Raw genomic sequence first — 23875 nt, forward strand, 5'->3', positions numbered from 1 at the left:
CTTTTATACACAATTGTTTTATTAATAGCCGTTCTCATAATTCCCGCCTAGCCGGCACACACCCAGAGCCATTGGTATACCAAGGATCCCATTATCCGGCAACGTAGTAACAATTCCAAAAGGACGGGTAACTTCCAAAGTAGTGAAATATTTTAAGAAATACAAGATCAAAGTATATACCCATACTGTGAATTACCGGGGACAATGGGAGAAATACAGGGCTATGGGAGTGAGCGGTATTTATTTGGATGCATTGTGAAAGTGACTTTGGATTCGATTTTAAGGATGATTTTGAAAAAAGAGAAAGGGGCATTCAAATATGAAAAACTATCGTGCAGAATTAACAGGCGTTTTTGGTGATCCAGTGGATGATAATCCTACTGGTGTAGTTGAGGAGGCTGCATTTGCAGCGAAGAATTTGAATTACCGTTATCTGACCATTAAAGTGCTTCCAGAGGATCTTGGAAAGGCAATGGACAGTGTGAAAATTTTTGATATGAAGGGAATCAATCTTACCATGCCCCACAAGATCAAGGTTCTCCCTTATCTGGATGAACTGAGTCCGGCAGCAGAGATTATCGGAGCAGTGAATACGGTTATCCAGAAAGAGGGAAAACTATTCGGTGAGAATACGGATGGAAAAGGGTTTGTAACCGCGTTGAAGAATTCTGGTGAGACTCTGGATAAGAAAAATGTGACTATTCTTGGCGCTGGCGGAGCAGCCAGGGCGATAGCTGTTGAATGTGCATTAAATGGGGCTGCTTATATCAATATTATCAACCGTAGCATTGAAAAAGGTGAGGAACTGGCATCTCTTATTCAGATGAAAACAGACAGCAGTGCAAAGTATCTTAACTGGAAAAACAATATGGCAATTCCATCTGATACAGATATTTTAATCAATGCCACTTCAATAGGTTTTTCTCCAAATGTGACAGACAAGCCAGACATTGATTATACTAGCATCACACCGGAAATGTGTGTATGCGATGTCATATTTAATCCTGCGGAAACAATTTTTCTAAAGACTGCAGCAGAAAATGGTGCAAAAACCATCACCGGTCTTGGAATGCTGGTACAGCAGGCCGCACTGAATTTCACCCTCTGGACAGGCGTGGAAGCGCCGGTAGATGTGATGGAGGATGCGCTGAAGAAGGAGTTTGAGTAAGGAAGGCAGGCTTTTTCTGAAAAGAAAGTTGTCAGATTGAATTTTTTTAAACAAAAAGGATGTGAGACCTTTGAAAATAAATTATGAAACTGTCCACTTCAATTATGCAGACAGAATAGGCAATCTGACCGCGGAAGCAGTCGGCGTAGTAAAGGGAGAGAAACATTTTCCGGTTTACAGTGGAAATCAGATTTTTAAGCCATTGAGTAAATCCAAGCCATTTTCTACGCCTTTGTTCGCTTATGCGGAAGTGTTCTGGTCGAATGTGATAAATGAATATTTTGTATCGGCACCTTTATATCAGCTGGCGTTTTGCCATGGTTATGAAGAAGAGACACAGAAATACTATGATTATGGGACTGTGGTTCCAAGGATTTACAATGAAGATGAGCAGCTTTTGAATCTTCTGGAATTCTTTCGGAAGTATCCGGATAAAAAGGTAGATATAGACCAGTATGAGAATTACTGTATGATGTTTTATGACTATGCGGATATTCTGGAGGCTTCCTATTTCCAGAATTATAAAGACCTGGCAGAGCAGTTTGCCATGCAGATCCTGGTTTCTGTGCTGAAAGGCGATCAGAATTATCACTATGAGAATATTGCATTCGTTTGTAATAAAAAAGGAGAAATTCTGAGGCTGGCGCCGATGATCGACCATGAATTCTCCACTTACTTTATGTTTCCGGACAATTCTGCGCAGCATATGTACTGGTACAGTGAGTTGATCCGTTCCATGGAAGGACATGAAGTTCAGGATTATGAATATGACTGTCTGAAGAACCCAAAAGAACGGCAGATGATGGAAAAAAGTGCCGTTTGTCTGCATAAGAATCTTGTGTATATAAAAGAGCATTACCCGGAAGTTACCGGAAAGTTTATAGAGAAACTGAATTGCCTGGAGCATGATCTGGAAGAGAATCCATCTCCCTTCTATCTGCAGGAAAATATTGAATATCCGGGAACTGCCAACTCTTATGCTTACATGTCCGGGAAAGCCAGATACAAGGATCATGATGAGGAAAAGGCAAAGCTTCTGGAAGAAAAATACAGTTCCAGGGAAAAGAAAATAGATTTTCATGTATTGAGTGTTCAGATTGTGCAGGAAATCAAAGGAATTATAAGGTTGTTGAAAGTAATGCTGGAGAAAGAAAACGGCAATTGGGATAAAGTAAAGGAACAAAATGATGAGGACAAAGCCGGAGCCGGATTTACAGGTAGAAAAATAAAGGCATATGACAAGCTGGAATTGACAGATGAGCAGCAGAAAGTTCTTGCTACTCTTAGACAGAACTGTGTGGAAGAGACTCTTTGGTCAGCAATTGCAGCCTTCCAAAACTACCCATTTCGCACATCCTCTGGACTCCCATACCAGTACAAGCTGAAAATCGGCAAAGACGGAACCTACAACAAAGAGCTTCTCATCGACCGCCGGGAAAACAGCAAAACCTTGTCCTGGAGCAGCATAAAAATGGCATTCCAAAATTGCCGGCAGATATCCGGCATTGTGAAACGTCCCAAGGCATTAGGGGATATTAGAGGGATTTCTTATATTTACCCATTGTTCTGGAAATTTGGACTGATCGAAGTTCCTGAAGAGATTGCGAAGAAGATGGGTGGGGAATGAGATACAAAAGAAAAGCTCTGACAAATGATAATTTTTTTAATATCATTTGTCAGAGCTTTTAATTACGTAGCAACAAAACAAAATCTATGCCTGCTTATCCCTGCAGTTTCTTCCCCTGCTCAAATTTCGGCTCACAGGTCAGCTCCACGCCCAGTTTACGGAAGGAGAGGACATCCACAGAAGACAGCATAACAGAAGTATGTGCCTGGCAGCCTTTCAGCTTCGGAAACTGCTCCAGGGCAAGACGTGCTTCTGGATTCGTAGCAGCACTGATGGAAAGGGCAATCATGGTCTCATCCATATGAAGACGAGGATTCTTACTTCCAAGATAATCTGTCTTCAGCTCCTGAATAGGGTGAATAGCATCCGGGGAGATCACATGCTTCTGGTGATCAATTCCGGCAAGCTCCTTCAACACATTCAGAAGAAGGGCGGAGGAAGCACCAAGCAGATCAGAGGTCTTACCTGTGATGATCCTTCCGTCCTCCAGCTCCATGGCAGCAGCCGGAGCACCAGTTTCTTTCTCTCTTTCCAGGGCAGCAGGAACAACCTTGCGGTCCTCCAGTGTGGCATGTGCCTGCTTCAGAAGAAGCTCGATCTTGTAAACCTCCTCCTCTGTGCCAGTACCGGACATAAGCGCATCCATACTTTTATAATATCTGCGGATGATCTCCTGACGGGAAGCCTCCTGGCAAACCTCATCATCCACAATACAGTTTCCTGCCATATTAACGCCCATATCTGTAGGAGATTTGTATGGGCACTCACCCATGATTTTCTCAAACATAGCCTGTACAACAGGGAAAATCTCTACGTCACGGTTATAGTTGACAGTGGTCTTACCATAAGCTTCCAGATGGAATGGGTCGATCATGTTGACATCATTCAGATCAGCGGTAGCTGCCTCATAAGCCAGGTTTACCGGGTGCTTCAGCGGGATATTCCAGATTGGGAAAGTCTCGAACTTGGCATAGCCTGCGCTGATTCCTCTCTTGTATTCATGATAAAGCTGGGAAAGACAGGTAGCCATTTTTCCGCTTCCAGGTCCAGGCGCTGTGATAACAACCAGCGGGCGGGTGGTTTCGATATAGTCATTCTTGCCGTATCCCTCGTCACTTACGATCAGGGAAGTATTGCTTGGATAACCTGGGATATTATAAAGGACATAAACCTTGATTCCAAGCTTCTCCAGACGCTTCTTGAACGCATCAGCACTGTTCTGTCCGGAGTAACGTGTGATGCAGACGCTTCCTACATAAAGTCCTCTGCTTGTAAATTCGTTCATCAGACGGAGCACGTCCTCATCATATGTGATGCCAAGGTCACCGCGGACCTTATTCTTTTCAATATCAGGTGCACCGATTACGATTACGATCTCTGCCTGGTCGGAAAGCTGCATCAGCATGCGCAGCTTGCTGTCCGGCTCAAATCCTGGAAGAACACGGGAAGCGTGGTAGTCATCAAATAACTTGCCTCCAAATTCCAGATAAAGTTTGTTGTCAAATTTGCTGATTCGTTCACGAATGTGCTCGGACTGCATTTTCAGATATTTGTCATTATCGAACCCAATTTTTTTCATTCTGTCTTTCCTCCCTCTTTCTCTGGGCTGTTCTTTACTATGTTCACAAAACACCTTGCGGAATATTTGCGGCACATAGTAATCTTTTAGTTCCTCATCCATTATGTTGTTTCTTACTGTAAAGTTACAGGTAAAAAGGATACAGCAGATGCGTTCTGCACCTACCTTAAAAAATATGTTCCTGGACTGTATTAGAAAAATCATTCCTGCAAATTGTACGCACATCCTGCAGAAAGCTTTTTTCAAACACGCTCTAGTATACTACAGTTTACGCCGTAAAAAAAGTATCTATTTTTTTTCTGATGTGAATTTTTTTGACCTTTTTTTCTCAAAAATTCAGAGGGTTTTCACAATATCCAGGTTGATTTATCTGCGTTTTATCTTTATAATAGAAAAGATAGTAAGGAGGAATGAAATGGATAATAATCTGGATAACAATCAAGGCGGACGCCGCCCTGATAAAGGGGATCCAAGAAGAGATCAGGATCCCAACCGCAATAAGAAAAATCATCAGTCCATTCTGGCTTTTCTGATATGTCTTTTGGTTACTCTGGTGTGTTTCAGCCTGTTTACCAATATGCTGCAGGATAATTCCAGTGAGATTACGTATGATAAGTTTATTGATATGGTGAATAATGATGAAGTGAAATCCGTTACACTTCAGTCTGATAACCTGACTATCGTGCCGAAGAAGCAGGTGAATCCTTATCAGGAAATCAGTTATTACACCAATCTGACAGAAGATGAGACTGCCCTTACCAAACGTCTGGAAGGAACCGGTATTATTTTTAAATCTGAGCCGCCGGATGCTTTCGGAGAATTTATGGCAATGATGCTTAGCGTACTTTTACCGTCTGTGCTTCTGTTTGTGCTTCTTATGTTCTTTATGCGCCGCATGAACAAAGGCGGCGGTGGTATGATGGGCGTTGGGAAAAGCCGCGCCAAGGCGTATGTACAGAAAGAGACCGGAATCACATTTAAGGATGTTGCCGGACAGGATGAGGCCAAGGAATCCTTGCAGGAGGTTGTGGAATTTCTTCACAATCCAGGCAAATACGTGGAAATTGGTGCTAAACTGCCGAAGGGCGCCCTGCTTGTAGGACCTCCGGGTACAGGTAAAACCCTTCTTGCCAAGGCTGTTGCAGGGGAGGCACATGTACCGTTCTTTTCCCTTTCCGGATCAGAATTTGTGGAGATGTTCGTTGGTGTAGGTGCTTCCCGTGTCCGTGATCTTTTTGAGGAAGCCAAGAAGAATGCGCCGTGTATCGTATTTATTGATGAGATTGATGCCATTGGAAAGAGCCGTGATTCCCATTACGGCGGAGGTAATGACGAGCGTGAGCAGACTTTGAACCAGCTGCTTGCTGAGATGGATGGTTTTGATACTTCCAAGGGACTTCTGATCCTGGCAGCTACCAACCGTCCGGAGGTACTGGATCCGGCACTTCTTCGTCCGGGACGTTTTGACCGCCGTGTTATCGTTGACCGTCCGGATCTGAAAGGACGTATTGATATCCTGAAGGTTCATGCGAAGAATGTAAGGCTTGACGATACCGTTGATTTCGAGGCAATTGCCCTTGCCACGTCCGGTGCCGTTGGTTCTGATCTTGCAAATATGGTCAATGAGGCCGCCATCCTGGCTGTTAAGAATGGCCGTCACGCAGTTTCCCAGAAGGATCTTCTGGAGTCTGTTGAGGTGGTTCTTGTTGGAAAAGAGAAGAAAGACCGTATTTTAAGTGCCCAGGAGCGCCGTATCGTATCCTATCATGAGGTAGGACATGCACTGGTAAGTGCCCTTCAGAAGGACTCCGAGCCGGTACAGAAGATCACCATTGTGCCTCGTACTATGGGCGCACTTGGTTACGTTATGCAGGTTCCGGAAGAAGAGAAATATCTGAATACCCAGAAAGAACTGGAAGCTATGCTGGTCGGATATCTTGGCGGACGTGCTGCTGAAGAGATCGTTTTTGACAGCGTGACAACTGGTGCTTCCAATGATATTGAGCAGGCCACCAAGGTCGCCCGTGCTATGATCACCCAGTATGGTATGTCCAAGAAGTTTGGTCTGATGGGTCTTGCAACTCAGGAAAATCAGTATCTGAATGGTCGTGCAGTGCTTAATTGCGGTGACAATACAGCTACAGAAGTCGACCATGAGGTTATGGAGCTGCTTCGTGTTTCTTATGAGGAGGCGAAGCGCCTGATCAGCAGCCACAGAAAGGCTTTGGACAAGATCGCTGCTTATCTGATCCGCAAGGAGACCATTACCGGTAAGGAATTTATGATCATTTTCCGCGCAGTGGAGAAGGGAATGGAAGTTTCAGATGTGTTGGATGCAGAAGGGCTGAAGGCGCTGGATGAGGCTGTGAAAGCAGAGGATAAAACGGATGAGGCAAATGCGGACACAGAGACAGCGGAATCTGCTATTGCCGTTCCTGTAATTGAACAATACAGATAATATAGGATAAAACATCAGAACCGGGAGACATGTTTTCCCGGTTCTTTTCAACAAAGGAGAGTTTTTATGTTCCTGATTGAAGAAGAATTAAAAAAGCTGCCTGGTAAGCCTGGTGTCTACATTATGCATGGGGAAAAAGATGAGATCATTTATGTGGGAAAGGCAGTCAGTCTGAAGAACCGTGTCCGCCAGTATTTTCAGAGCAGCCGCAATAAAGGCGCAAAGATTGAGCAGATGGTCACTCACATTACCAGATTTGAATATATTGTCACCGATTCTGAATTGGAGGCGCTGGTACTGGAGTGCAACCTGATCAAGGAGCACCGTCCGAAATACAACACCATGTTGAAGGATGATAAGACATATCCATTCATTAAAGTGACGGTAAACGAGCCCTATCCCAGAGTCCTTTTTTCCCGCACCATGAAAAAGGACAAGGCGAAATATTTCGGACCCTATACCAGCTCCACAGCTGTGAAAGACGTGATCGAGCTGGTCCGCAAGATTTATATGGTGCGCTCCTGCAACCGTAATCTGCCCCGTGACTGCGGCAAAGACCGTCCATGTCTGTATTATCATATGAAGCAGTGCACGGCCCCCTGCCAGGGAAATGTAAGTGAGGAAGCGTATAAGCAGAACATTGGACAGGTACTTCATTTCCTCAATGGAAATTACAAGGAGACCATTGATCAGCTGACGGAGAAAATGATGGCTGCTTCAGAGGAGATGCGTTTTGAGGATGCTGCAGGATATCGTGATTTAATCAACAGTATCAGGCGGATCGGAGAACGACAGAAGATTACTACCTATGGGGAAGAGGACAGGGATATTATTGCAGTTGCCATGGATGAAAGTGAAGATCTCCGGGAGCAGGATGCAGTTGTGCAGGTGTTTTTTATGCGTGGCGGCAGGCTGATCGGCAGAGATCACTTTTTTCTCCGTGTGGCAAGAGGCGATACCAAAGCACAGGTTTTGTCAAGCTTTCTGAAGCAGTTTTATGCAGGAACGCCTTTTATTCCGGCGGAAATCATGATGCAGACAGAGATAGAGGATGGGGAAATCATTGAAGACTGGCTGACGGCAAGGCGTAAACAGCGTGTTCACATCCGTGTACCGAAAAAGGGAACAAAGGAGAAGCTGGTGGAGCTTGCCAAGGAAAACGCCTGGATGGTCCTTTCCAAAGACAGAGAACGGATCAAGCGTGAAGAAGGACGTACGATCGGCGCGGTGAAGGAGATTGAGGACTGGCTGGGGCTTAAGGATATTGTGCGTATGGAGGCCTACGATATATCCAATATCAGTGGGTTTGAGTCCGTTGGTTCCATGGTGGTTTACGAAAAGGGCAAGCCGAAGCGAAGCGATTATCGAAAATTCAAGATCAAATGGGTGCAGGGACCTAACGATTACGCCAGCATGGAAGAGGTGCTTACAAGGCGTTTTACCCATGAATCCAAGGGCGAATACGACAGCTTTTCCATTCTTCCGGATCTGATCCTTATGGATGGCGGACGTGGCCAGGTAAACATTGCACGGAAGGTTCTTGGAGAGCTTGGAATTGATATTCCGGTATGTGGTATGGTAAAGGATGACAACCACCGAACCAGAGGGGTGTATTTCAATAATGTTGAAATTCCCATTGATACTTCTGGTGAGGGTTTCCATCTGGTAACCAGGATCCAGGATGAGGCTCACCGTTTTGCCATTGAGTATCACCGCTCCCTTAGAAGCAAAGAACAGGTACATTCCGTTCTGGATGATATTCCGGGAATTGGTGAGACCAGGCGAAAGGCTCTTATGAGAAGATTCCGGTCTGTTGAGAATATCCGGGATGCTTCTGTGGAAGAATTAAGTCAGACAGAGTCTATGAATGTACAGAGCGCGGAGGCTGTCTATCAGTTTTTTCATAGAGCGCCAAATCATACGAATGCATGATTTCTGTGCATCGCGAAGCGTGTTACTGTGAATAGAGCGAACAGTAACAGTTTTAACAAGATTCGACATTGAAGTTACAGAAAAAATTGTGTATAATACAGATAAGTGTGGATTTTTGGCAATGTATATAATTTCTATGTGCAGTGCAAAGAAACCTGCACAGACTGCATAACAGTTTTCACCTATTATGAGGAATCTTGTAACTGCAGGGAACTGCTTATGCGGGAAGGACTTCATTAGAGAAAAAGGAGATAAAAGCATGAAGGGTGTACAGCTTACCAAGCTGGCGCAGGAACTGAATCTGACCAACCTGACGCCTGATATTGACCTTACAGAGATTTATGTGAAGACAGCAGAAATAAATCGTCCGGCTTTGCAGCTTACAGGATATCTGGAGCATTTTGCAAACGAGCGTGTTCAGATCATCGGATATGTAGAGTATACTTATCTGATGCAGTTAAGCGATGAGGAGCGCACATTCAAGTACGAGCGTTTTATCTCCAGCAAGATCCCATGTGTCATCTTCAGCACTATGACAAGACCGTCACAGGATATGATCGATCTTGCATACAAATATAATGTACCTACATTTGTGACAGAGAGAACTACGTCCAGTCTGATGGCAGAGATCATCCGTTGGCTTGGCGTCCAGCTGGCTCCCTGTATTTCCATTCACGGTGTGCTTGTGGATGTTTATGGCGAGGGTGTCCTGATCACAGGCGAGAGCGGTATTGGTAAGAGCGAGGCAGCCCTTGAGCTGATCAAGCGTGGTCACCGTCTTGTCAGTGATGACGTTGTTGAGCTTCGCAAGGTGAGCGATGTTACTTTAGTTGGTTCCGCACCGGATATCACACGTCACTTTATTGAGCTTCGTGGTATTGGTATTATTGATGTGAAGACCCTGTTTGGTGTTGAGAGTGTTAAGGATACCCAGTCTGTCGATCTTGTTATCAAGCTGGAAGAGTGGGACCGCGACAAGGAGTACGACCGTCTGGGACTTCATGAGGAGTATACGGAGTATCTTGGAAACAAGATCGTATGCCATTCCCTTCCGATTCGTCCAGGACGTAATCTGGCTGTTATCGTTGAGTCTGCAGCCGTTAACCACAGACAGAAGAAGATGGGCTACAATGCAGCTGAGGAGCTGTACAAGCGTGTTCAGGCGAACATTGCCAAAAAAAGAGAAGAATAAAAATCAGAGTGTGCAGATTGCGGGAATACTTTTTTAATAGGCTTTAAGGCACAGTAATGCATAGAACGGTAATGCATAGAACAGTAATGCATAGAATAGTAATTCATAGATCAGAAAGGATGGAAATTTACAATGGGTATGTATTGTTTTGGTATTGACGTAGGAGGAACTTCTGTAAAATGCGGTCTGTTTCTTACGAATGGAACTTTGGTTGAGCAGTGGGAGATTCCAACAAGACTGGAGAATAACGGTTCTTCAATCCTGCCGGATGTTGCAGATGCAATCAAGACGAAGCTGGATGAGAGAGGAATCACAAAGGATAATGTAGACGGTGTTGGAATCGGTATTCCAGGACCTGTTAATGAGAATGGTGAAGTTCCTATGGCAGTTAACCTGCACTGGGGCTTTAAGGCCGTAGCAAGCGAATTAAGCGCACTTACAGGTCTTCCGGCAAAGGCAGCCAATGATGCCAATATCGCAGCTCTCGGTGAGGCATGGAAGGGTGCTGCAGAGGGGGCCAAGAACGTAATCCTGGTAACACTTGGAACCGGTGTTGGCGGCGGCATCATCATCGACAGCAAGATCATCGCAGGTTATCACGGTGCCGGTGGAGAGATTGGACATGCATGTGTCAATCACAATGAAGTTCGCCCCTGTAACTGCGGTAATCACGGATGTCTGGAGCAGTATGCATCTGCAACCGGAATTGTACGTGTGGCAAATGACATTCTGGAGGAGAGCAAGGAGGACAGCAAGATGCGTCATGTAGAGAAGCTTTCTGCTAAGAATGTTCTTGACTTCTACAAGGAGGGTGACGCTCTGGCTGTTAAGACTATGGAGAAGGTTGGCGATATTCTGGGAAGCACACTTGCCGTGTTTGCATGTGTAACAGACCCGGAGGCAATTGTAATTGGCGGCGGTGTATCCAAAGCAGGTAAACCTCTTACAGACTGTATCCAGAAGTATTATCAGAAATATGCATTCCCATCCTGTAAGAGTACTCCGATCATTCTTGCAAGCCTTGGAAATGATGCCGGTATCTATGGCGCAGCTCGTATGGTGATCAAAGACTGATTTCCGATCATCCAGAGAATTTCATAATACATAAAATCAGGAAACGCCTTGTGCAGAAGATTGCTGAATCCAGCAGACTCTGTGCAAGGCGTTTCTTTGTATAGTTCACCGCTCCCGAAATCTGGGTGCGAAACCATGCAAAGCATGATTTTTCCTGGATTGCGAAGGGTGTAGCTGTGAGGGCGCGAAACAGCTACACTCTTCGCGATTCAGGCATTGAACAGCTATTATTTTGGCAGAAAAAAAACTGCAGCTTTCTGGAAACGAAAACTGCAGTTTTAATTGTTTATAACTGACTGTCAGCTGAAAGCTTTTTAGTAATAATAAATATCATCATTACCAGAATCTCCGCCGCTTTCATCTGGATACTGGATATCACCGCCATCGGTACCGTCACCACCAGTACCGTCACCGCCAGTACCATCGCCGCCAGTGCCGTCACCGCCACTGCCATCTGCATTGTCTGTGCCGTCCGGATTTTCCGGATCTGGAGTCGGAGTGGCATTTTCATCGCTGATTTCCATATCTTCATCCTGACTTTCGTCATATTCGTAGAAATGCTGGTCACAGTACTCTGTAGGCATGGTTCCTACATCAAAGTACTCCTCTGTAACCGGGCAGCCAACTCTCGGAAGAAGTCCTGTATCAGCACAGATACTGATCTGTTCAATACCATCCGGAACTTCGAAATCTTTGTATTCCATTCCCTGATGGATCCGGTTCATGACCTTACGCCATAATGTTTTGTGGAAATTACGTGCGTCACCTTCCGGTATCTTCTGGTTGCCGTCGTAGCCGGACCATACTGCACATGTGTAATATGGTGTATATCCTACGAACCAGAGGTCATTGTATGCATCTGTAGTACCTGTCTTACCTGCAACTGCCATATTATCAAGCTGGCAGGCTGTACCGGTACCATTCTGAACTACATCCTCAAGGGCGCTTGTAAGAAGATAAGCAGTTGTTTCCTTAATGACGGAGCGTCCTACAGAGTTGTTCTCAATCAGTACGTTTCCGTTGTGATCAAGAATCTTGGTGTAGTAAACCGGTTTGATATAATTACCGCCGTTCGCAATGGCTGCGTATGCGGCACAAAGCTCTACGTTCTTAACACCGTAGGTCAGACCGCCAAGTGCTGTAGGCAGGTTGGCATCTGTATAAACATTGCCATTGGCATCGGTATCCGCTTCGGTACCATGTGCCAGTGTGGTAAATCCAAAGTTGTCCAGATATTTCAGGCCAAGCTCAGGGGTTACATCCTCAAAACACTGAACTGCAACGGTATTGACAGAATTACGGATCGCTGTACGGATCGTAGTGGTGCCATTAAAGCTGCCGCTTGCATTATTGACCGGTGCGCCGTTGTCGTAGGTGATTGGCTGGTCTTCGTAAGTGGTAGCCAGTGTCATTCCCTTCTCATTAAGGGCCGCAGCATAGGTGGATACGATCTTAAATGTAGAACCTGGCTGACGGGTACTGTCTGTAGCACGGTTCAGGGTAAGGCTGGCAGTCTTGGTTCCACGTCCGCCAATGATCGCCTTCACATATCCGGTATGCTGGTCGATGATTGTCATTGCTGACTGAGGCTGGGGGGCAAAGCTTACACGTTCTGCAACAACCGTGCTTCCGTCTGCAAGAATATTCGCTTTATAACGGTCTACATAAGTCTGTCCCTCGTCCTGGGAATCAAACAAAAGATCAAAAGACGGATCCTCATTCTGGAAGTAAAGCTTCATCATTTCCTTGCTGTAGTTTACTTCCTGTCCATCCGGCTGTTTCACGGTAAGGGCATAATCAAGTGCGTACTGTACGTAATCCGGATAGTTGGATGGATCGGAATATTCCTCATCCACAATGTTCTGAATGTCCGGATCCTGGGTAGTCATGATCTTCAGGCCACCGCTATACAGAAGGTTCTGTGCCTGTGTCTTGGTGTATCCTTTGATATTCATCAGATCATTGATAACCTGCTTGGTAAGCTCGTCCTCAAAGTAGGAGTATGTCTTGCTGGAAGACTGTGTATTAGAAGCCTGTGCCTCCTGAATGCGGGTGTAGACATCATCATTAATAGCATTGTCATACTGCTCCTGAGTGATGTAACCCTGATCCAGCATATGGTCAAGAACTTCTTTACGTCTCTTTGCATTTTCCTTGGGATTCTCGATTGGGTTGTATTTGGTAGGAGCCTGGGTGATACCTGCCAGAGTTGCGCACTCGGAAAGATTCAGATCCCACACATCTTTATTAAAGTACTGACGGGCAGCAGCCTGTACACCGTATGCACCTGCACCAAGGTTGATGGTATTCAGGTAATTCTCAAGGATCACGTTCTTGTCGCCGATCTTTTTCTCAATCTCAACGGCAAGGAACTGCTCCTGAAGCTTACGTGTAAATCGCTCTACCTGTGTAGACTCGTTGGTCCAGTTGGTGAAAACGTTGTTCTTCAGAAGCTGCTGGGTAATGGTACTTGCACCCTCGGAAAAGCTTCCGGTAGTAAGTGCTTTCACACCAGCACGAAGAATACCTCTTACATCAATTCCATTATGCTCATAAAAACGCTCATCCTCGATAGCCACTACTGCATGCTGCAGATCCTCCGGAATCTGGTCAATGGAAACCGGAAGTCGGTTGGCATTAGGTGCTGCCAGCTTACGAATCTGATTACCATTGCAGTCATAGAGGAAAGTGGCATAACCAAGAGGCATGATATCCACTTCATTTACGTCCGGCGTATTTGCAAGTATTCCACGAATGGAACCAATTCCAAGACTGGATACTGCAACGCACAGGGCGATCAGGCCGATGAAAAGGACTCTGATAAACGAAACATGTGCCCTTTTTCCCATCATGGACGAGCGGGAAATAAGAGAATTCCGTTTCTTAGAGGCCGATTTTTTTCCGTAGTTCATGATAAACCTCCTTTATAATCCGTTCTATTATATCAAATCCAGGTTCGTAAATAAACCCTAAAATCGAATATTTCTGTGAACTTTGTTCACAAAAAACACCTCGCGGAACGGTATCAGTGAATAGTAAGGTGAACAGCATCCTTTTACAAGACTGGAAAGAAAAGCCAATTCATGTTACACTATAGCAAATGAGGAAGAACAAGCTGTTATCTTTATTTTATTATGAGTTTTTGGAGGTTTCCGTATGCGGGAAAATTATAAGACCATCTATGCAGGAGGCGAGGGGGAGATTACGGAGAAGAAATCCCGGTTTATTGCGACGGTGCGCCTGGTGGAAAAAGAGGAGGACGCTCTTGCTTTCATAGAGGAAATGAAGAAGAAATACTGGGATGCCAGACATAATTGCTATGCTTATTCTATTGGAGAACATCGGGAGTTTACTAGGTGCAGTGATGACGGGGAGCCGTCAGGAACTGCAGGACGGCCTATGCTGGATGTGATCTTGGGGGAAGATATTTATAATGTGGCGGTAGTTGTGACTAGATATTTTGGCGGTGTGCTCCTTGGTACCGGCGGACTTGTGCGAGCCTATTCCGGAGCAGTGCAGGCTGGCCTGGGGGAGAGTACGGTGATAGAGAAGCACCATGGGATTTCATTGGCACTGACTGCAGATTACACGGCTATCGGCAAGCTGCAGTATATTGCAGCAGAGAATCAGCTTCCGGTCCTTGACACGGAGTACACAGACAAGGTGATCATGCATCTTCTTGTGCCAAATGACCAGATTGGAAGAATCCAGAAGGTGATCACAGAAGCCACCAGCGGACGTATAAAGATGGACAAAGAGAAGGAGCTTTATTTCGCAGATGTGGAAGGCAAAATAAAGGTGTTTGACCATTAAAAGAGAACAAAAACCCCTGCATCTGGAAAATAAACATTCCACAGATGCAGGGGATAAAGTTCTTTTGAAAGCTTTTTAAACATGCTCTGGATCAGTCTGTCTGCAGAGCATAAATAATCAGCACTTCTCTGGCTCTGGATAATCTACGCCGAAGGTGTCAACTGTCATGGATTTGATCTTCTGTTCGTCAAGTGGTCTGTCGCTGTAGTCAGTGTCGGTCTCAGCAATCTGGTTTACCACATCCATGCCCTCGGTCACTTTACCAAAAGCAGCGTAAGCACCATCAAGGTGTGGAGCATTTTTGTGCATGATGAAGAACTGGCTTCCTGCTGAATCCGGATGCATGGCTCTTGCCATGGAAAGAACGCCCTCGGTATGTTTTAACTCATTCTTCACACCGTTCTGAGCAAATTCACCCTTGATGCTGTATCCAGGACCGCCCATTCCGGTTCCGTCCGGGCAGCCGCCCTGGATCATGAAGCCGTTGATAACACGGTGGAAAATAAGTCCGTCATAAAATCCCTTTTTAACAAGGCTGATAAAGTTATTTACAGTATTTGGTGCAATCTCCGGATATAACTCTGCTTTGATCACATCTCCGTTATCCATAGTAATGGTAACAACTGGATTTGCCATAGTTTGATCTCCTTTTTCAAAAAGTATTGTATTTCGTTATTCGTTCTATTATAATATGCAAAGAGCAATTCTGCAAGTAAAAAGGAGTTGTAAAGTTATGATAAAAGAAACATTCAGCCCCGAAGAGACCTTCGCTTTCGGCAAATGGATCGGGGAAAAGGCTCTTCCCGGGCAGGTATACACACTGGTAGGAGATCTTGGGGTAGGTAAGACCGTTTTTACCCAGGGAGTGGCAGAAGGACTGGGGATCACAGAGCCTGTAAACAGTCCGACTTTTACCATTATTCAGGAATATGAAAGCGGCCGTATGCCATTTTACCACTTTGATGTGTACCGGATCGGGGACATTGAGGAGATGGAAGAGATCGGCTATGATGACTATTTCTACGGAAATGGAATCTGCCTCATTGAGTGGGCTAATCTGATCGAAGAAATCCTGCCAGAGCAGATCATTGAGATTACCATTGAGAAAAATCTGGAAAAAGGGTTCGATTATCGTAAGATCACAGTAACCGGATTACCAGAATAGATTAAGTGGCAGAAAAATTAGAAAATCTCCAAAAGTGGGGAGAGTAAGGAGTAAAAATGAAGATTTTAGGCCTTGACAGCTCAGGAATCGTCGCTTCTGTTGCAATAGTGGAGGACGAGAACCTGATTGCGGAATATACAGTTAATTATAAAAAGACACATTCCCAGACACTTCTTCCTATGCTGGACGAGCTGGTGAAGATGACAGAGCTGGATCTGGATACCATTGATGCCATTGCAGTGGCAGCCGGACCAGGCTCTTTTACAGGACTTCGTATCGGTTCTGCTACAGCCAAGGGACTTGGTCTTGCGTTGAAAAAGCCACTGGTGGAAATTCCTACTGTGGATGCACTGGCATATAATTTGTATGACTCCAGAGCATTGATCTGTCCGATTATGGATGCAAGAAGAAGTCAGGTTTATACAGGAATCTACCGCTTTCAGGAGCATAAGCTGGTAACGGTAGAAGCTCAGATGGCAGTTCCAATGGCTGAGATGATTGAGAAATTGAATGCGAGAGGGGAAGAGGTAGTATTCCTTGGCGATGGCGTGCCTGTCTTTGGAAAAATGATCCAGGAGAACCTGAAGGTTCCATATTCTTTTGCACCTGCCCATGTGAATAAGCAAAGAGCAGCTGCAGTGGCAGCCCTTGGCGGGATTTATGTGAAAGAGGGCAAAATAGTGACTGCTATGGAGCATGTTCCAGAATACCTGAGAGTTTCCCAGGCAGAGCGTGAGCGCGCCCAGAAGCTGCAGGAAGAGAAAGCTTCTGAAAAAAACAGCTGAGAAGAAAAGGAGAAGTCAGAGTATGATTCTTCGTGAAATGCTGGTAGATGACCTGGATCAGGTCATGAAGATTGAAAACGAATTATTTTCCCCGCCATGGACGAAAGAGGGATTTTTTACTTATCTGACCCGCAAGGATGCCATGTTCCTTGTAGTGGAAGAGAAAGGAGAAATCCTGGCTTACTGTGGCCTGATCATGGTTTTGGATGAAGGCGACATTACCAATGTTGCAGTGCGCCCGGACAGGCAGAAAGAGGGGATTGGGCATTTCCTTATGGACAGTCTGATCCGGCTTGCCGAACAGCAGGGAGTTACCACGATCCATCTTGAGGTTCGTACAGGCAACGGGACTGCCATCCGTCTTTATGAAAGAATGGGATTTACAAAAGACGGGATCCGCAAGAAATACTATACGGATCCCGTGGAAGATGCTCTGCTTATGACCAGGCATGGTCTATCGCAAGATTTTATGCCTGAGCCCATACGCTGTATTGTAGAAAATCAAAAGCACAAATGCCACAAGGCTGAGTGCAGCCCCAAGTGACTTACCGGGCGCATGGAATTCAATCTGGATTTCATGCGCCCCTTTTTGTAACGGAAAACCAAGAAACGCCTTGTTAACCTGTACCGGTGCAGCTTCTTTCCCATCCACACAAACAATGTATCCTTTGGAGAACGTATAGGAGGTTACGAAATATCCATCTTTCGGCATATCAATACTACCGTTTAGAATCTCTTTCCCGGAAATTCCTTTTTCCTGAAAAGTTACCAGCCCCGGATGGGAAAGCAGGCTTAATGGAAGGGTGTAGGCTTTTATATTTGTGAGCTTATATTCTCCTCTGGAAAACATAATGTCCAGAGCATCCATATCCTCATTAGAAGAAATCATATAATAAAAGGTATCATTATTGTTGGGATAAGGAGCCTCAGAGCCGGAAAGCCGGTTTCGGATGCCATTTATGGTAATGGACATATCCTTTTCCCCATTGTATTTTACGTCAAAAGAGAGCAGCAGAATAGTGGATGCCGGCAGTGTTTCCGGCAGTTCCCGGCGGACGGTTTCATCTTTTTTTGAAGTCTTGTGATTAAGAAAATCGGCAGGCAGGGAATATTCCTTCATTTGAGAAGCGTATGGCAAAAAAGCGACAGAAAGATCACTGGCATTCTCTGAATTGACAGGAGAATCCGGCACTATTGTGCGATTAGTAATGGTATCCAGTGTCTGTGGATAAGAAAGCTTATCATATTCACTTTCTGTCATCAGAGCCGTACTTCCATAAGCGATAGGCAGCACATTGCTGTTTTCTGCTAGTATATGCCCGTCTTTTTCCAGAAGGGTCTTATAGCCCGCGGGAACTTTATCTGCTTTTGTCTGAATATATCGGACGCCCATCAGATATTCCTGAAAAGGATTTACATCAGCTGTCATGGCAACACGGTTGCGGATGCTGATGGGCATTTGCAGGATATCGTACACCAATGTATTGTAAGTGCTGTTAGAAATAGAAGAATACAAGGTACTTTTATTCTGATCCCCGGTGATCACGTAGTTTGAATTGTTGGATGGGTGTTCGATCACATCGAACCGTGCCTGCGGATTTTCGCAGCACGCCTCCAGATCCTCTCTGGAAAAATAGTCTCTGGACTCGTCGGCAACGGTGGCGTAATGCTCTTCCTGCCCTTTTGTCAGATAAAGCATAGAAGGAATCGCAAGCAAAAGTACAAGTCCTCCAAGATTTATCCACCAGCAGCTGAATGGTATCGTGATCTCTTTTTCTTCCAGAAAAGCGCCAAGGGAAGCACAGACAAGAAGCAGCACAAGATCAGCTGTGACCAGGTGCCGGACCTGCTGATTATGTAGAAGGAAAATAAGCTGTACGATAACCGGAATTGCACAAAGCAAAGCCAGTGGCAGACTGTGGCGTATTTTTTTCTGCCTGAGGCCTTCAAGAGCCTGTGCAGCCAGGTAAAGAATCAAAGGCAGAAATGGGATCAGGCATTTGGGCCTTACATATAAAGTGGCGTTTAAAATCCAGTAAAAAATGTCAAAAAACAGCAGTACAAAAACAGCAATTGCCAGCTTTCGGGTTTTCTTTTCCCGTATGCACAGAAACAGTGCATACAGACAAAAAAGAGTGAGTCCGCAGCCGTAAGGACTGTATAGGATGCTGTCCAGTGTGGGGTTCACTCCCAGGATTTTTAACAGGGAAGTGGAATCACCGGTATCCTTTTTATTTCCAAGGATGGAAAGACCGGTGGGAAGCAGGAGAAAGAGATTCATGGATACGGCAAAAGACACGTCCACAATATAGTTCCACCATATTTTGCATTTTTGTTTTTTCTGCATTCTGGCGGGTACATTTTTCAGATGCTCCGGCAGCAGATGGCTGATATAAAGGATGCATGCCAGAAAGCAGGATGGGAAAAAGTAAAAGCTATGCAAAATGCAGAAAAACAGGGAAAGGATCAGTCCGATATGGGGACGGATGTGGTACACGTCCTGTTCCTGGTGCTCAAAAATCCGGTCCAGGCAGAGGAAAGCCAGTAAAAGAAATGGCAGATAATTCACAAACATGATCTGTCTGTGCGCCTGGAAAAAGCAGTTTGCGCTAAGATAAAAAAAGCCGCATGCAAAGCTGGTAAAATCCGAAAAACCCTTCCTGTGCAGCCAGTAATAAAGAAGTCCGCCTCCAAGCAGGATTTCAAATATTGCATATCCCTGAATAAACCATTCCATTTCCACATGAGGAAAAAGATAGGAAATCAGTACATCCGGGCGCATAAATCCGTAGTAGGAGAGGGAAAAGAAATTGGTTCCGCCTCCAAGTCCGGTGAAGTCCGGAAACAGGCTTCCTGTTGCATAAAAATTTTTTCTCATATAATCAGCAATGGTTACATGCTGGGAATACCAGTCTGTCTCGGAGCCAAACCAGGAACCGGAAGGTATCAGAAGCAAGATGAGAATGCTGCCAGCTGTCAGAAGAAGCAGCAGAGTAATAGCGTTTCGCCAGGTGAATTTTTGAGGCTTGCTGCAGAAAATCATAATAATTCCTTTCTGTTGCTGAGCTTAAAACAGCAACAAATGTTAAGTTCAAATTATAAAAACACATTGTAAGCTGTTTGTCAAGCGGCTTCATTTTAATTATTTCTGAATGATTTTCCATATTGGGAAGACCTGACTCTTGTTTTAGGAAACTGCTTGTGTTAAACTTTCCTAGAGCATGTTTGAAAAATCATTTCCGCAATCTGCACGCCCCACTTTGCGGTAGATTTCACCCGAATTCGGTTGCCGTAGCCCACTACGGCGCCCTCATCCGGGCAAAATCTTCCACAAATTGTGACGCACATCTTGCAGAAAGCATTTTTCAAGCCTGCTCTGGAGCATGTTTGAAAAATGTTGTTATAAGATTGCTTCGGAAGGCATTTGGAAAACACGTTTTGGAGAATAAAGAAAAGAGGATATTTTAATATATGTTAGATGTTTGTCTGCTGGGAACCGGAGGTATGATGCCACTTCCAAGAAGATGGCTTACTGCTCTGATGACCCGGTATAACGGCCACAGTCTTCTTATTGACTGCGGCGAAGGAACTCAGGTGGCAATTAAGGAAAAAGGATGGAGCTTTAAGCCTGTTGACGTGATCTGTTTTACCCATTATCACGGAGATCACATCAGCGGACTTCCTGGCCTTCTTCTTACAATGGGGAATGCAGAGCGCACCGAACCGCTTACCTTGATTGGTCCGAAAGGTCTTGAGCGGGTAGTAAACGCACTTCGTGTGATCGCACCGGAGCTTCCCTTTGAACTGAAATTTATCGAGATTAACGGACCTGAACAGGTATTTGAGATCAATGGTTATCGGATCACGGCTTTTAAGGTAAACCACAATGTACTCTGTTATGGATATTCACTGGAGATACTCCGTCAGGGGAAATTTTCCCCGGAGCGTGCCCGTGAGCAGGGAATCCCGCTGAAATACTGGAATCCTCTGCAGAAAGGCCAGACTATTGAAGCCGATGATGTGACATATACTCCGGATATGGTTCTGGGACCTGCTCGAAAGGGACTGAAGGTTACTTACACTACAGATACCAGACCCACCGAGTCAATTATGAAAAATGCGTCTGGCTCAGACCTTTTTATCTGCGAAGGGATGTACGGCGAGGATGACAAGCTGGAGAAGGCAAAAGGCTATAAGCACATGACGTTCCGTGAAGCTGCTACTCTGGCCAAGCAGGCTGATGTAGGAGAAATGTGGCTGACTCATTACAGTCCGTCTCTGATCCGTCCAGATGAATATATGGACATGGTGCGGGATATTTTCCCAAAAGCTTATCCAGGCAAAGACGGAAAAACAATGGAAATGAATTTCGAAGAGGATTAAAAAATGAAAGATACATTCATTCTTGCAATAGAAAGTTCCTGTGATGAAACTGCGGCTTCTGTAGTAAAAAACGGCAGGACTATATTATCAAATGTGATTTCTTCCCAGATTGCGCTTCACACTCTGTATGGAGGTGTTGTGCCGGAAATCGCTTCACGTAAACATATTGAGAAGATTAATCAGGTGATCGAAGAGGCACTTTCCGAGGCAAATGTGACTCTGGATGATCTGGATGCAATTGGCGTTACTTACGGTCCTGGACTGGTAGGGGCTCTTCTTGTGGGCGTAGCTGAGGCAAAGGCCATTGCATATGCGAAGAAGCTCCCTCTTGTTGGAGTGCATCATATAGAAGGACATGTTTCTGCCAACTATATTGAACACCCGGACCTGGAACCGCCGTTTCTTTGTCTGATCGTGTCCGGCGGACACACACATCTTGTAATCGTAAAAGACTATGGAGAATTTGAAATCCTGGGACGCACCAGAGATGATGCAGCGGGAGAAGCTTTTGATAAAGTTGCCCGTGCAATCGGATTAGGTTATCCAGGTGGACCAAAGGTAGATAAATTGGCAAGAGAGGGAAATCCGGACGCCATTGTTTTCCCGAAAGGAAAATTAGGAGATTGTCCTTATGATTTTAGTTTCAGTGGCGTGAAATCTGCTGTATTGAACTATATTAACAATGCCCAGATGAAGGGCGAAGAGATCAATCGTGCTGACCTTGCGGCTTCTTTCCAGAAGTCCGTGGTAGACGTACTTGTGGAGCACACAATGCTTGCTGCCAAAGATTATCACATGGATAAGATTGCTATTGCAGGCGGGGTTGCGTCCAACGGAGCTTTGAGAGAAGCCATGACTAAGGCTTGTGAAAAGAGGGGCTATAAGTTCTATCGTCCGTCACCTATTTTTTGTACAGACAATGCGGCGATGATCGGTGTGGCAGCTTATTACGAATATATCAAAGGAACACGCCATGGATGGGACTTAAATGCAGTTCCTAACCTGAAACTGGGAGAGAGATAATGGAGCAGGGCAGATGTACGGCAATCGTTCTGGCAGCGGGCCAGGGCAAAAGAATGCATAGCAAAATACAGAAGCAGTTTCTGGAAATAGGAGGGAAGCCGGTTCTGTATTATTCTCTGCATTGTTTTCAGGAGAGTCCGCTGATCCGGGATATTATTCTGGTGACGGGGGAAGAGATGATTTCTTACTGTGAGCAGGAAATTGTAAAGAAATATGGTTTTTCCAAGGTGCGCAAGGTGACTGCAGGAGGAAAAGAGCGTTATGATTCTGTATATGCAGGATTATTATGCTGTCAGGATACAGATTACGTGTACATTCACGACGGTGCAAGACCGTTTATTACAGAAGAGATGGTTCAAAGAGGATATGAGGCTGTGAAGCGAAACAATGCCTGTGTAATGGGCATGCCCTCCAAGGACACTGTGAAACTGGCAGACTCGTCAGGCTATGTTAAAGAGACTCCAGATCGTAAAATTGTATGGAATATTCAGACTCCTCAGATATTTTCTTATGATCTGATTCGCGGAGCTTATGAAAGCATACGCAAAAAGGACATGACAGGGGTAACAGATGATGCAATGGTAGTGGAGCAGGAGACTGGAACCAAGATCCTTCTTGTGGAGGGATCCTACCAGAATATCAAGATCACTACACCAGAAGATCTGGCGATTGCAGAGGCTTTTTTGAGATATTGAATGAATTTTTGAAAAAAATAAAAAATCTTGTTGACACAAAAAGGTTTTAATGATAGAATACGTTTTGCACTGACAGAGACAACCTCTTGAGTGAAGGACAACTCCTGATGTGCAAAGCGTTTTTGGTTTGATTATTATATATGGAGAGATATCGAAGTGGTCATAACGAGGCGGTCTTGAAAACCGTTTGTCCGCAAGGGCGCGTGGGTTCGAATCCCACTCTCTCCGCTTGTTAAACACTTTAAAAAATAAATTTAAAAAGTGCTTGACAAATAAAGGAACATCAGTTATACTAAACAAGCTGTCGCAAGAGAGCAAAAACAATTTAATGAAGAACTTACTTAGTAAGTAGGGCAATTTGGAGAAGTACCCAAGCTGGCCGAAGGGGCTCCCCTGGAAAGGGAGTAGGTCGTTAATAGCGGCGCGAGGGTTCAAATCCCTCCTTCTCCGTTTTGAATTTCTTGATTAAAAGAAATTCAAAAAAAAGTTGTTGACAAACACTTGAACATGTGATAATATAAACAAGCTGTTTTGAAAGCAACAGCGAAACAACCTTGATAACTAAACAGTGAAACACATACGATTCTCGAAAATTCTTAACGAATCATCATTCAAAAGAATGAACTTTTTATAACAGTAATGACGAGAGATAACTAAGCTAGTTGGTTGTCTTGAGTGAATCAAACATTTTATCAGAGAGTTTGATCCTGGCTCAGGATGAACGCTGGCGGCGTGCTTAACACATGCAAGTCGAACGGGAAACATTTTATTGAAGCTTCGGCAGATTTAATTTGTTTCTAGTGGCGGACGGGTGAGTAACGCGTGGGTAACCTGCCTTATACTGGGGGATAACAGCCAGAAATGACTGCTAATACCGCATAAGCGCACAGAACCGCATGGTTCGGTGTGAAAAACTCCGGTGGTATAAGATGGACCCGCGTTGGATTAGCTAGTTGGCAGGGCAGCGGCCTACCAAGGCGA

The 23875-nt window shown here is 44.9% G+C and carries 18 protein-coding genes, 2 tRNA genes, 1 rRNA gene and 1 pseudogene; 17 read left to right on the forward strand and 5 right to left on the reverse strand.

The genetic code is table 11. The annotated features are described in order from the left end of the window. Window positions 1–319: 319 nt before the first annotated feature. Together aroE and AB5170_RS20205 are read left to right on the forward strand one after the other, a co-directional pair. Window positions 320–1168: a shikimate dehydrogenase gene (aroE, locus tag AB5170_RS20200; protein ID WP_173736083.1), complete on the forward strand. Its 849-nt coding sequence runs from the start codon at window positions 320–322 to the stop codon at window positions 1166–1168. Between the two features lie 70 nt (window positions 1169–1238). Then, window positions 1239–2795, forward strand: a complete 1557-nt coding sequence (locus tag AB5170_RS20205; protein WP_173736084.1) for a hypothetical protein — start codon at window positions 1239–1241, stop codon at window positions 2793–2795. A 94-nt stretch (window positions 2796–2889) separates the two neighbouring features. On the opposite strand, the gene AB5170_RS20210 is transcribed toward AB5170_RS20205, so the two are convergent. After that, the gene (locus AB5170_RS20210; protein WP_173736085.1) at window positions 2890–4374 is read right to left on the reverse strand and encodes a DUF1846 domain-containing protein; all 1485 of its coding nucleotides are present in this window, start codon (window positions 4372–4374) and stop codon (window positions 2890–2892) included. A gap of 415 nt (window positions 4375–4789) precedes the next feature. Between AB5170_RS20210 and ftsH the strand changes: the two genes are divergently transcribed. The 4 genes from ftsH to AB5170_RS20230 all read left to right on the forward strand — a co-directional run bounded on the left by ftsH (window position 4790) and on the right by AB5170_RS20230 (window position 11030). Continuing rightward, window positions 4790–6832, forward strand: a complete 2043-nt coding sequence (gene ftsH / locus AB5170_RS20215; protein ID WP_118583910.1) for an ATP-dependent zinc metalloprotease FtsH — start codon at window positions 4790–4792, stop codon at window positions 6830–6832. 66 nt (window positions 6833–6898) lie between these two features. After that, window positions 6899–8764: an excinuclease ABC subunit UvrC gene (gene uvrC / locus AB5170_RS20220; RefSeq protein WP_148463474.1), complete on the forward strand. Its 1866-nt coding sequence runs from the start codon at window positions 6899–6901 to the stop codon at window positions 8762–8764. 259 nt (window positions 8765–9023) lie between these two features. After that, on the forward strand, window positions 9024–9956 hold the full coding sequence (gene hprK / locus AB5170_RS20225) for an HPr(Ser) kinase/phosphatase (protein ID WP_118583906.1): 933 nt from the start codon (window positions 9024–9026) through the stop codon (window positions 9954–9956). Between the two features lie 132 nt (window positions 9957–10088). Beyond that, window positions 10089–11030: an ROK family glucokinase gene (locus AB5170_RS20230; protein ID WP_148463473.1), complete on the forward strand. Its 942-nt coding sequence runs from the start codon at window positions 10089–10091 to the stop codon at window positions 11028–11030. 314 nt (window positions 11031–11344) lie between these two features. Here AB5170_RS20230 and AB5170_RS20235 read toward each other — a convergent pair whose 3' ends face one another. Beyond that, on the reverse strand, window positions 11345–13942 hold the full coding sequence (locus AB5170_RS20235; protein WP_195380230.1) for a transglycosylase domain-containing protein: 2598 nt from the start codon (window positions 13940–13942) through the stop codon (window positions 11345–11347). 244 nt (window positions 13943–14186) lie between these two features. On the opposite strand from AB5170_RS20235, the gene AB5170_RS20240 reads away from it, so the two are divergent. Next, window positions 14187–14843, forward strand: a complete 657-nt coding sequence (locus AB5170_RS20240) for a YigZ family protein (RefSeq protein WP_195380229.1) — start codon at window positions 14187–14189, stop codon at window positions 14841–14843. Between the two features lie 117 nt (window positions 14844–14960). Here the strand turns inward: AB5170_RS20240 and AB5170_RS20245 are convergent, their stop codons facing one another. Then, window positions 14961–15479: a peptidylprolyl isomerase gene (locus AB5170_RS20245; RefSeq protein ID WP_173717322.1), complete on the reverse strand. Its 519-nt coding sequence runs from the start codon at window positions 15477–15479 to the stop codon at window positions 14961–14963. A gap of 97 nt (window positions 15480–15576) precedes the next feature. On the opposite strand from AB5170_RS20245, the gene tsaE reads away from it, so the two are divergent. Genes tsaE through rimI form a run of 3 tightly spaced genes read left to right on the forward strand, consistent with a single transcriptional unit; the run spans window position 15577 to window position 17337 of the window. Continuing rightward, window positions 15577–16008, forward strand: coding sequence for a tRNA (adenosine(37)-N6)-threonylcarbamoyltransferase complex ATPase subunit type 1 TsaE (gene tsaE / locus AB5170_RS20250; RefSeq protein ID WP_173772218.1), 432 nt, complete (start codon window positions 15577–15579; stop codon window positions 16006–16008). Between the two features lie 56 nt (window positions 16009–16064). Continuing rightward, on the forward strand, window positions 16065–16793 hold the full coding sequence (tsaB, locus tag AB5170_RS20255; RefSeq protein ID WP_195380227.1) for a tRNA (adenosine(37)-N6)-threonylcarbamoyltransferase complex dimerization subunit type 1 TsaB: 729 nt from the start codon (window positions 16065–16067) through the stop codon (window positions 16791–16793). Window positions 16794–16815: 22 nt separating this feature from the next. Beyond that, entirely contained in the window at window positions 16816–17337 is a 522-nt protein-coding gene (rimI, locus tag AB5170_RS20260; RefSeq protein ID WP_368361687.1) for a ribosomal protein S18-alanine N-acetyltransferase, read from the forward strand. On the opposite strand, the gene AB5170_RS20265 is transcribed toward rimI, so the two are convergent. Continuing rightward, window positions 17248–19836, reverse strand: a complete 2589-nt coding sequence (locus AB5170_RS20265) for a YfhO family protein (RefSeq protein ID WP_368361686.1) — start codon at window positions 19834–19836, stop codon at window positions 17248–17250. The genes rimI and AB5170_RS20265 overlap by 90 nt on opposite strands. A 161-nt stretch (window positions 19837–19997) precedes the next feature. Then, on the reverse strand, window positions 19998–20141 hold the full coding sequence (locus AB5170_RS20270; protein WP_306797114.1) for a DUF6783 domain-containing protein: 144 nt from the start codon (window positions 20139–20141) through the stop codon (window positions 19998–20000). Between AB5170_RS20270 and AB5170_RS20275 the strand changes: the two are divergent. From AB5170_RS20275 to AB5170_RS20305, 7 genes and pseudogenes are all read left to right on the forward strand, one after another. Continuing rightward, window positions 20079–20261 (forward strand): annotated as a pseudogene (locus AB5170_RS20275) (DUF6783 domain-containing protein); the annotation flags it as partial. The gene AB5170_RS20270 and the pseudogene AB5170_RS20275 sit on opposite strands and share 63 nt — an antisense overlap. Before the next feature lie 3 nt (window positions 20262–20264). Beyond that, window positions 20265–21176, forward strand: coding sequence for a ribonuclease Z (locus AB5170_RS20280; protein WP_148463467.1), 912 nt, complete (start codon window positions 20265–20267; stop codon window positions 21174–21176). A 3-nt stretch (window positions 21177–21179) separates the two neighbouring features. Beyond that, window positions 21180–22199 (forward strand): tRNA (adenosine(37)-N6)-threonylcarbamoyltransferase complex transferase subunit TsaD, encoded by a 1020-nt coding sequence (gene tsaD, locus AB5170_RS20285; RefSeq protein WP_148463466.1) that lies wholly within the window; start codon window positions 21180–21182, stop codon window positions 22197–22199. Further along, complete coding sequence (ispD, locus tag AB5170_RS20290; protein ID WP_148463465.1) at window positions 22199–22894, forward strand: 2-C-methyl-D-erythritol 4-phosphate cytidylyltransferase; 696 nt, start codon at window positions 22199–22201, stop codon at window positions 22892–22894. The genes tsaD and ispD overlap by 1 nt, the downstream gene beginning before the upstream one ends. A 142-nt stretch (window positions 22895–23036) precedes the next feature. Further along, a tRNA-Ser gene (locus AB5170_RS20295) sits at window positions 23037–23122 on the forward strand. A 132-nt stretch (window positions 23123–23254) separates the two neighbouring features. Then, window positions 23255–23344 (forward strand) — tRNA-Ser (locus tag AB5170_RS20300). A gap of 239 nt (window positions 23345–23583) precedes the next feature. After that, window positions 23584–23875 (forward strand): 16S ribosomal RNA (locus AB5170_RS20305); the annotation flags it as partial.

Source organism: Ruminococcus sp. RTP21484sp1_RTP21281st1_A8_RTP21281_210402 (assembly GCF_040914025.1).
Classification (GTDB): Bacteria; Bacillota; Clostridia; order Lachnospirales; family Lachnospiraceae; genus Blautia_A; species Blautia_A faecis.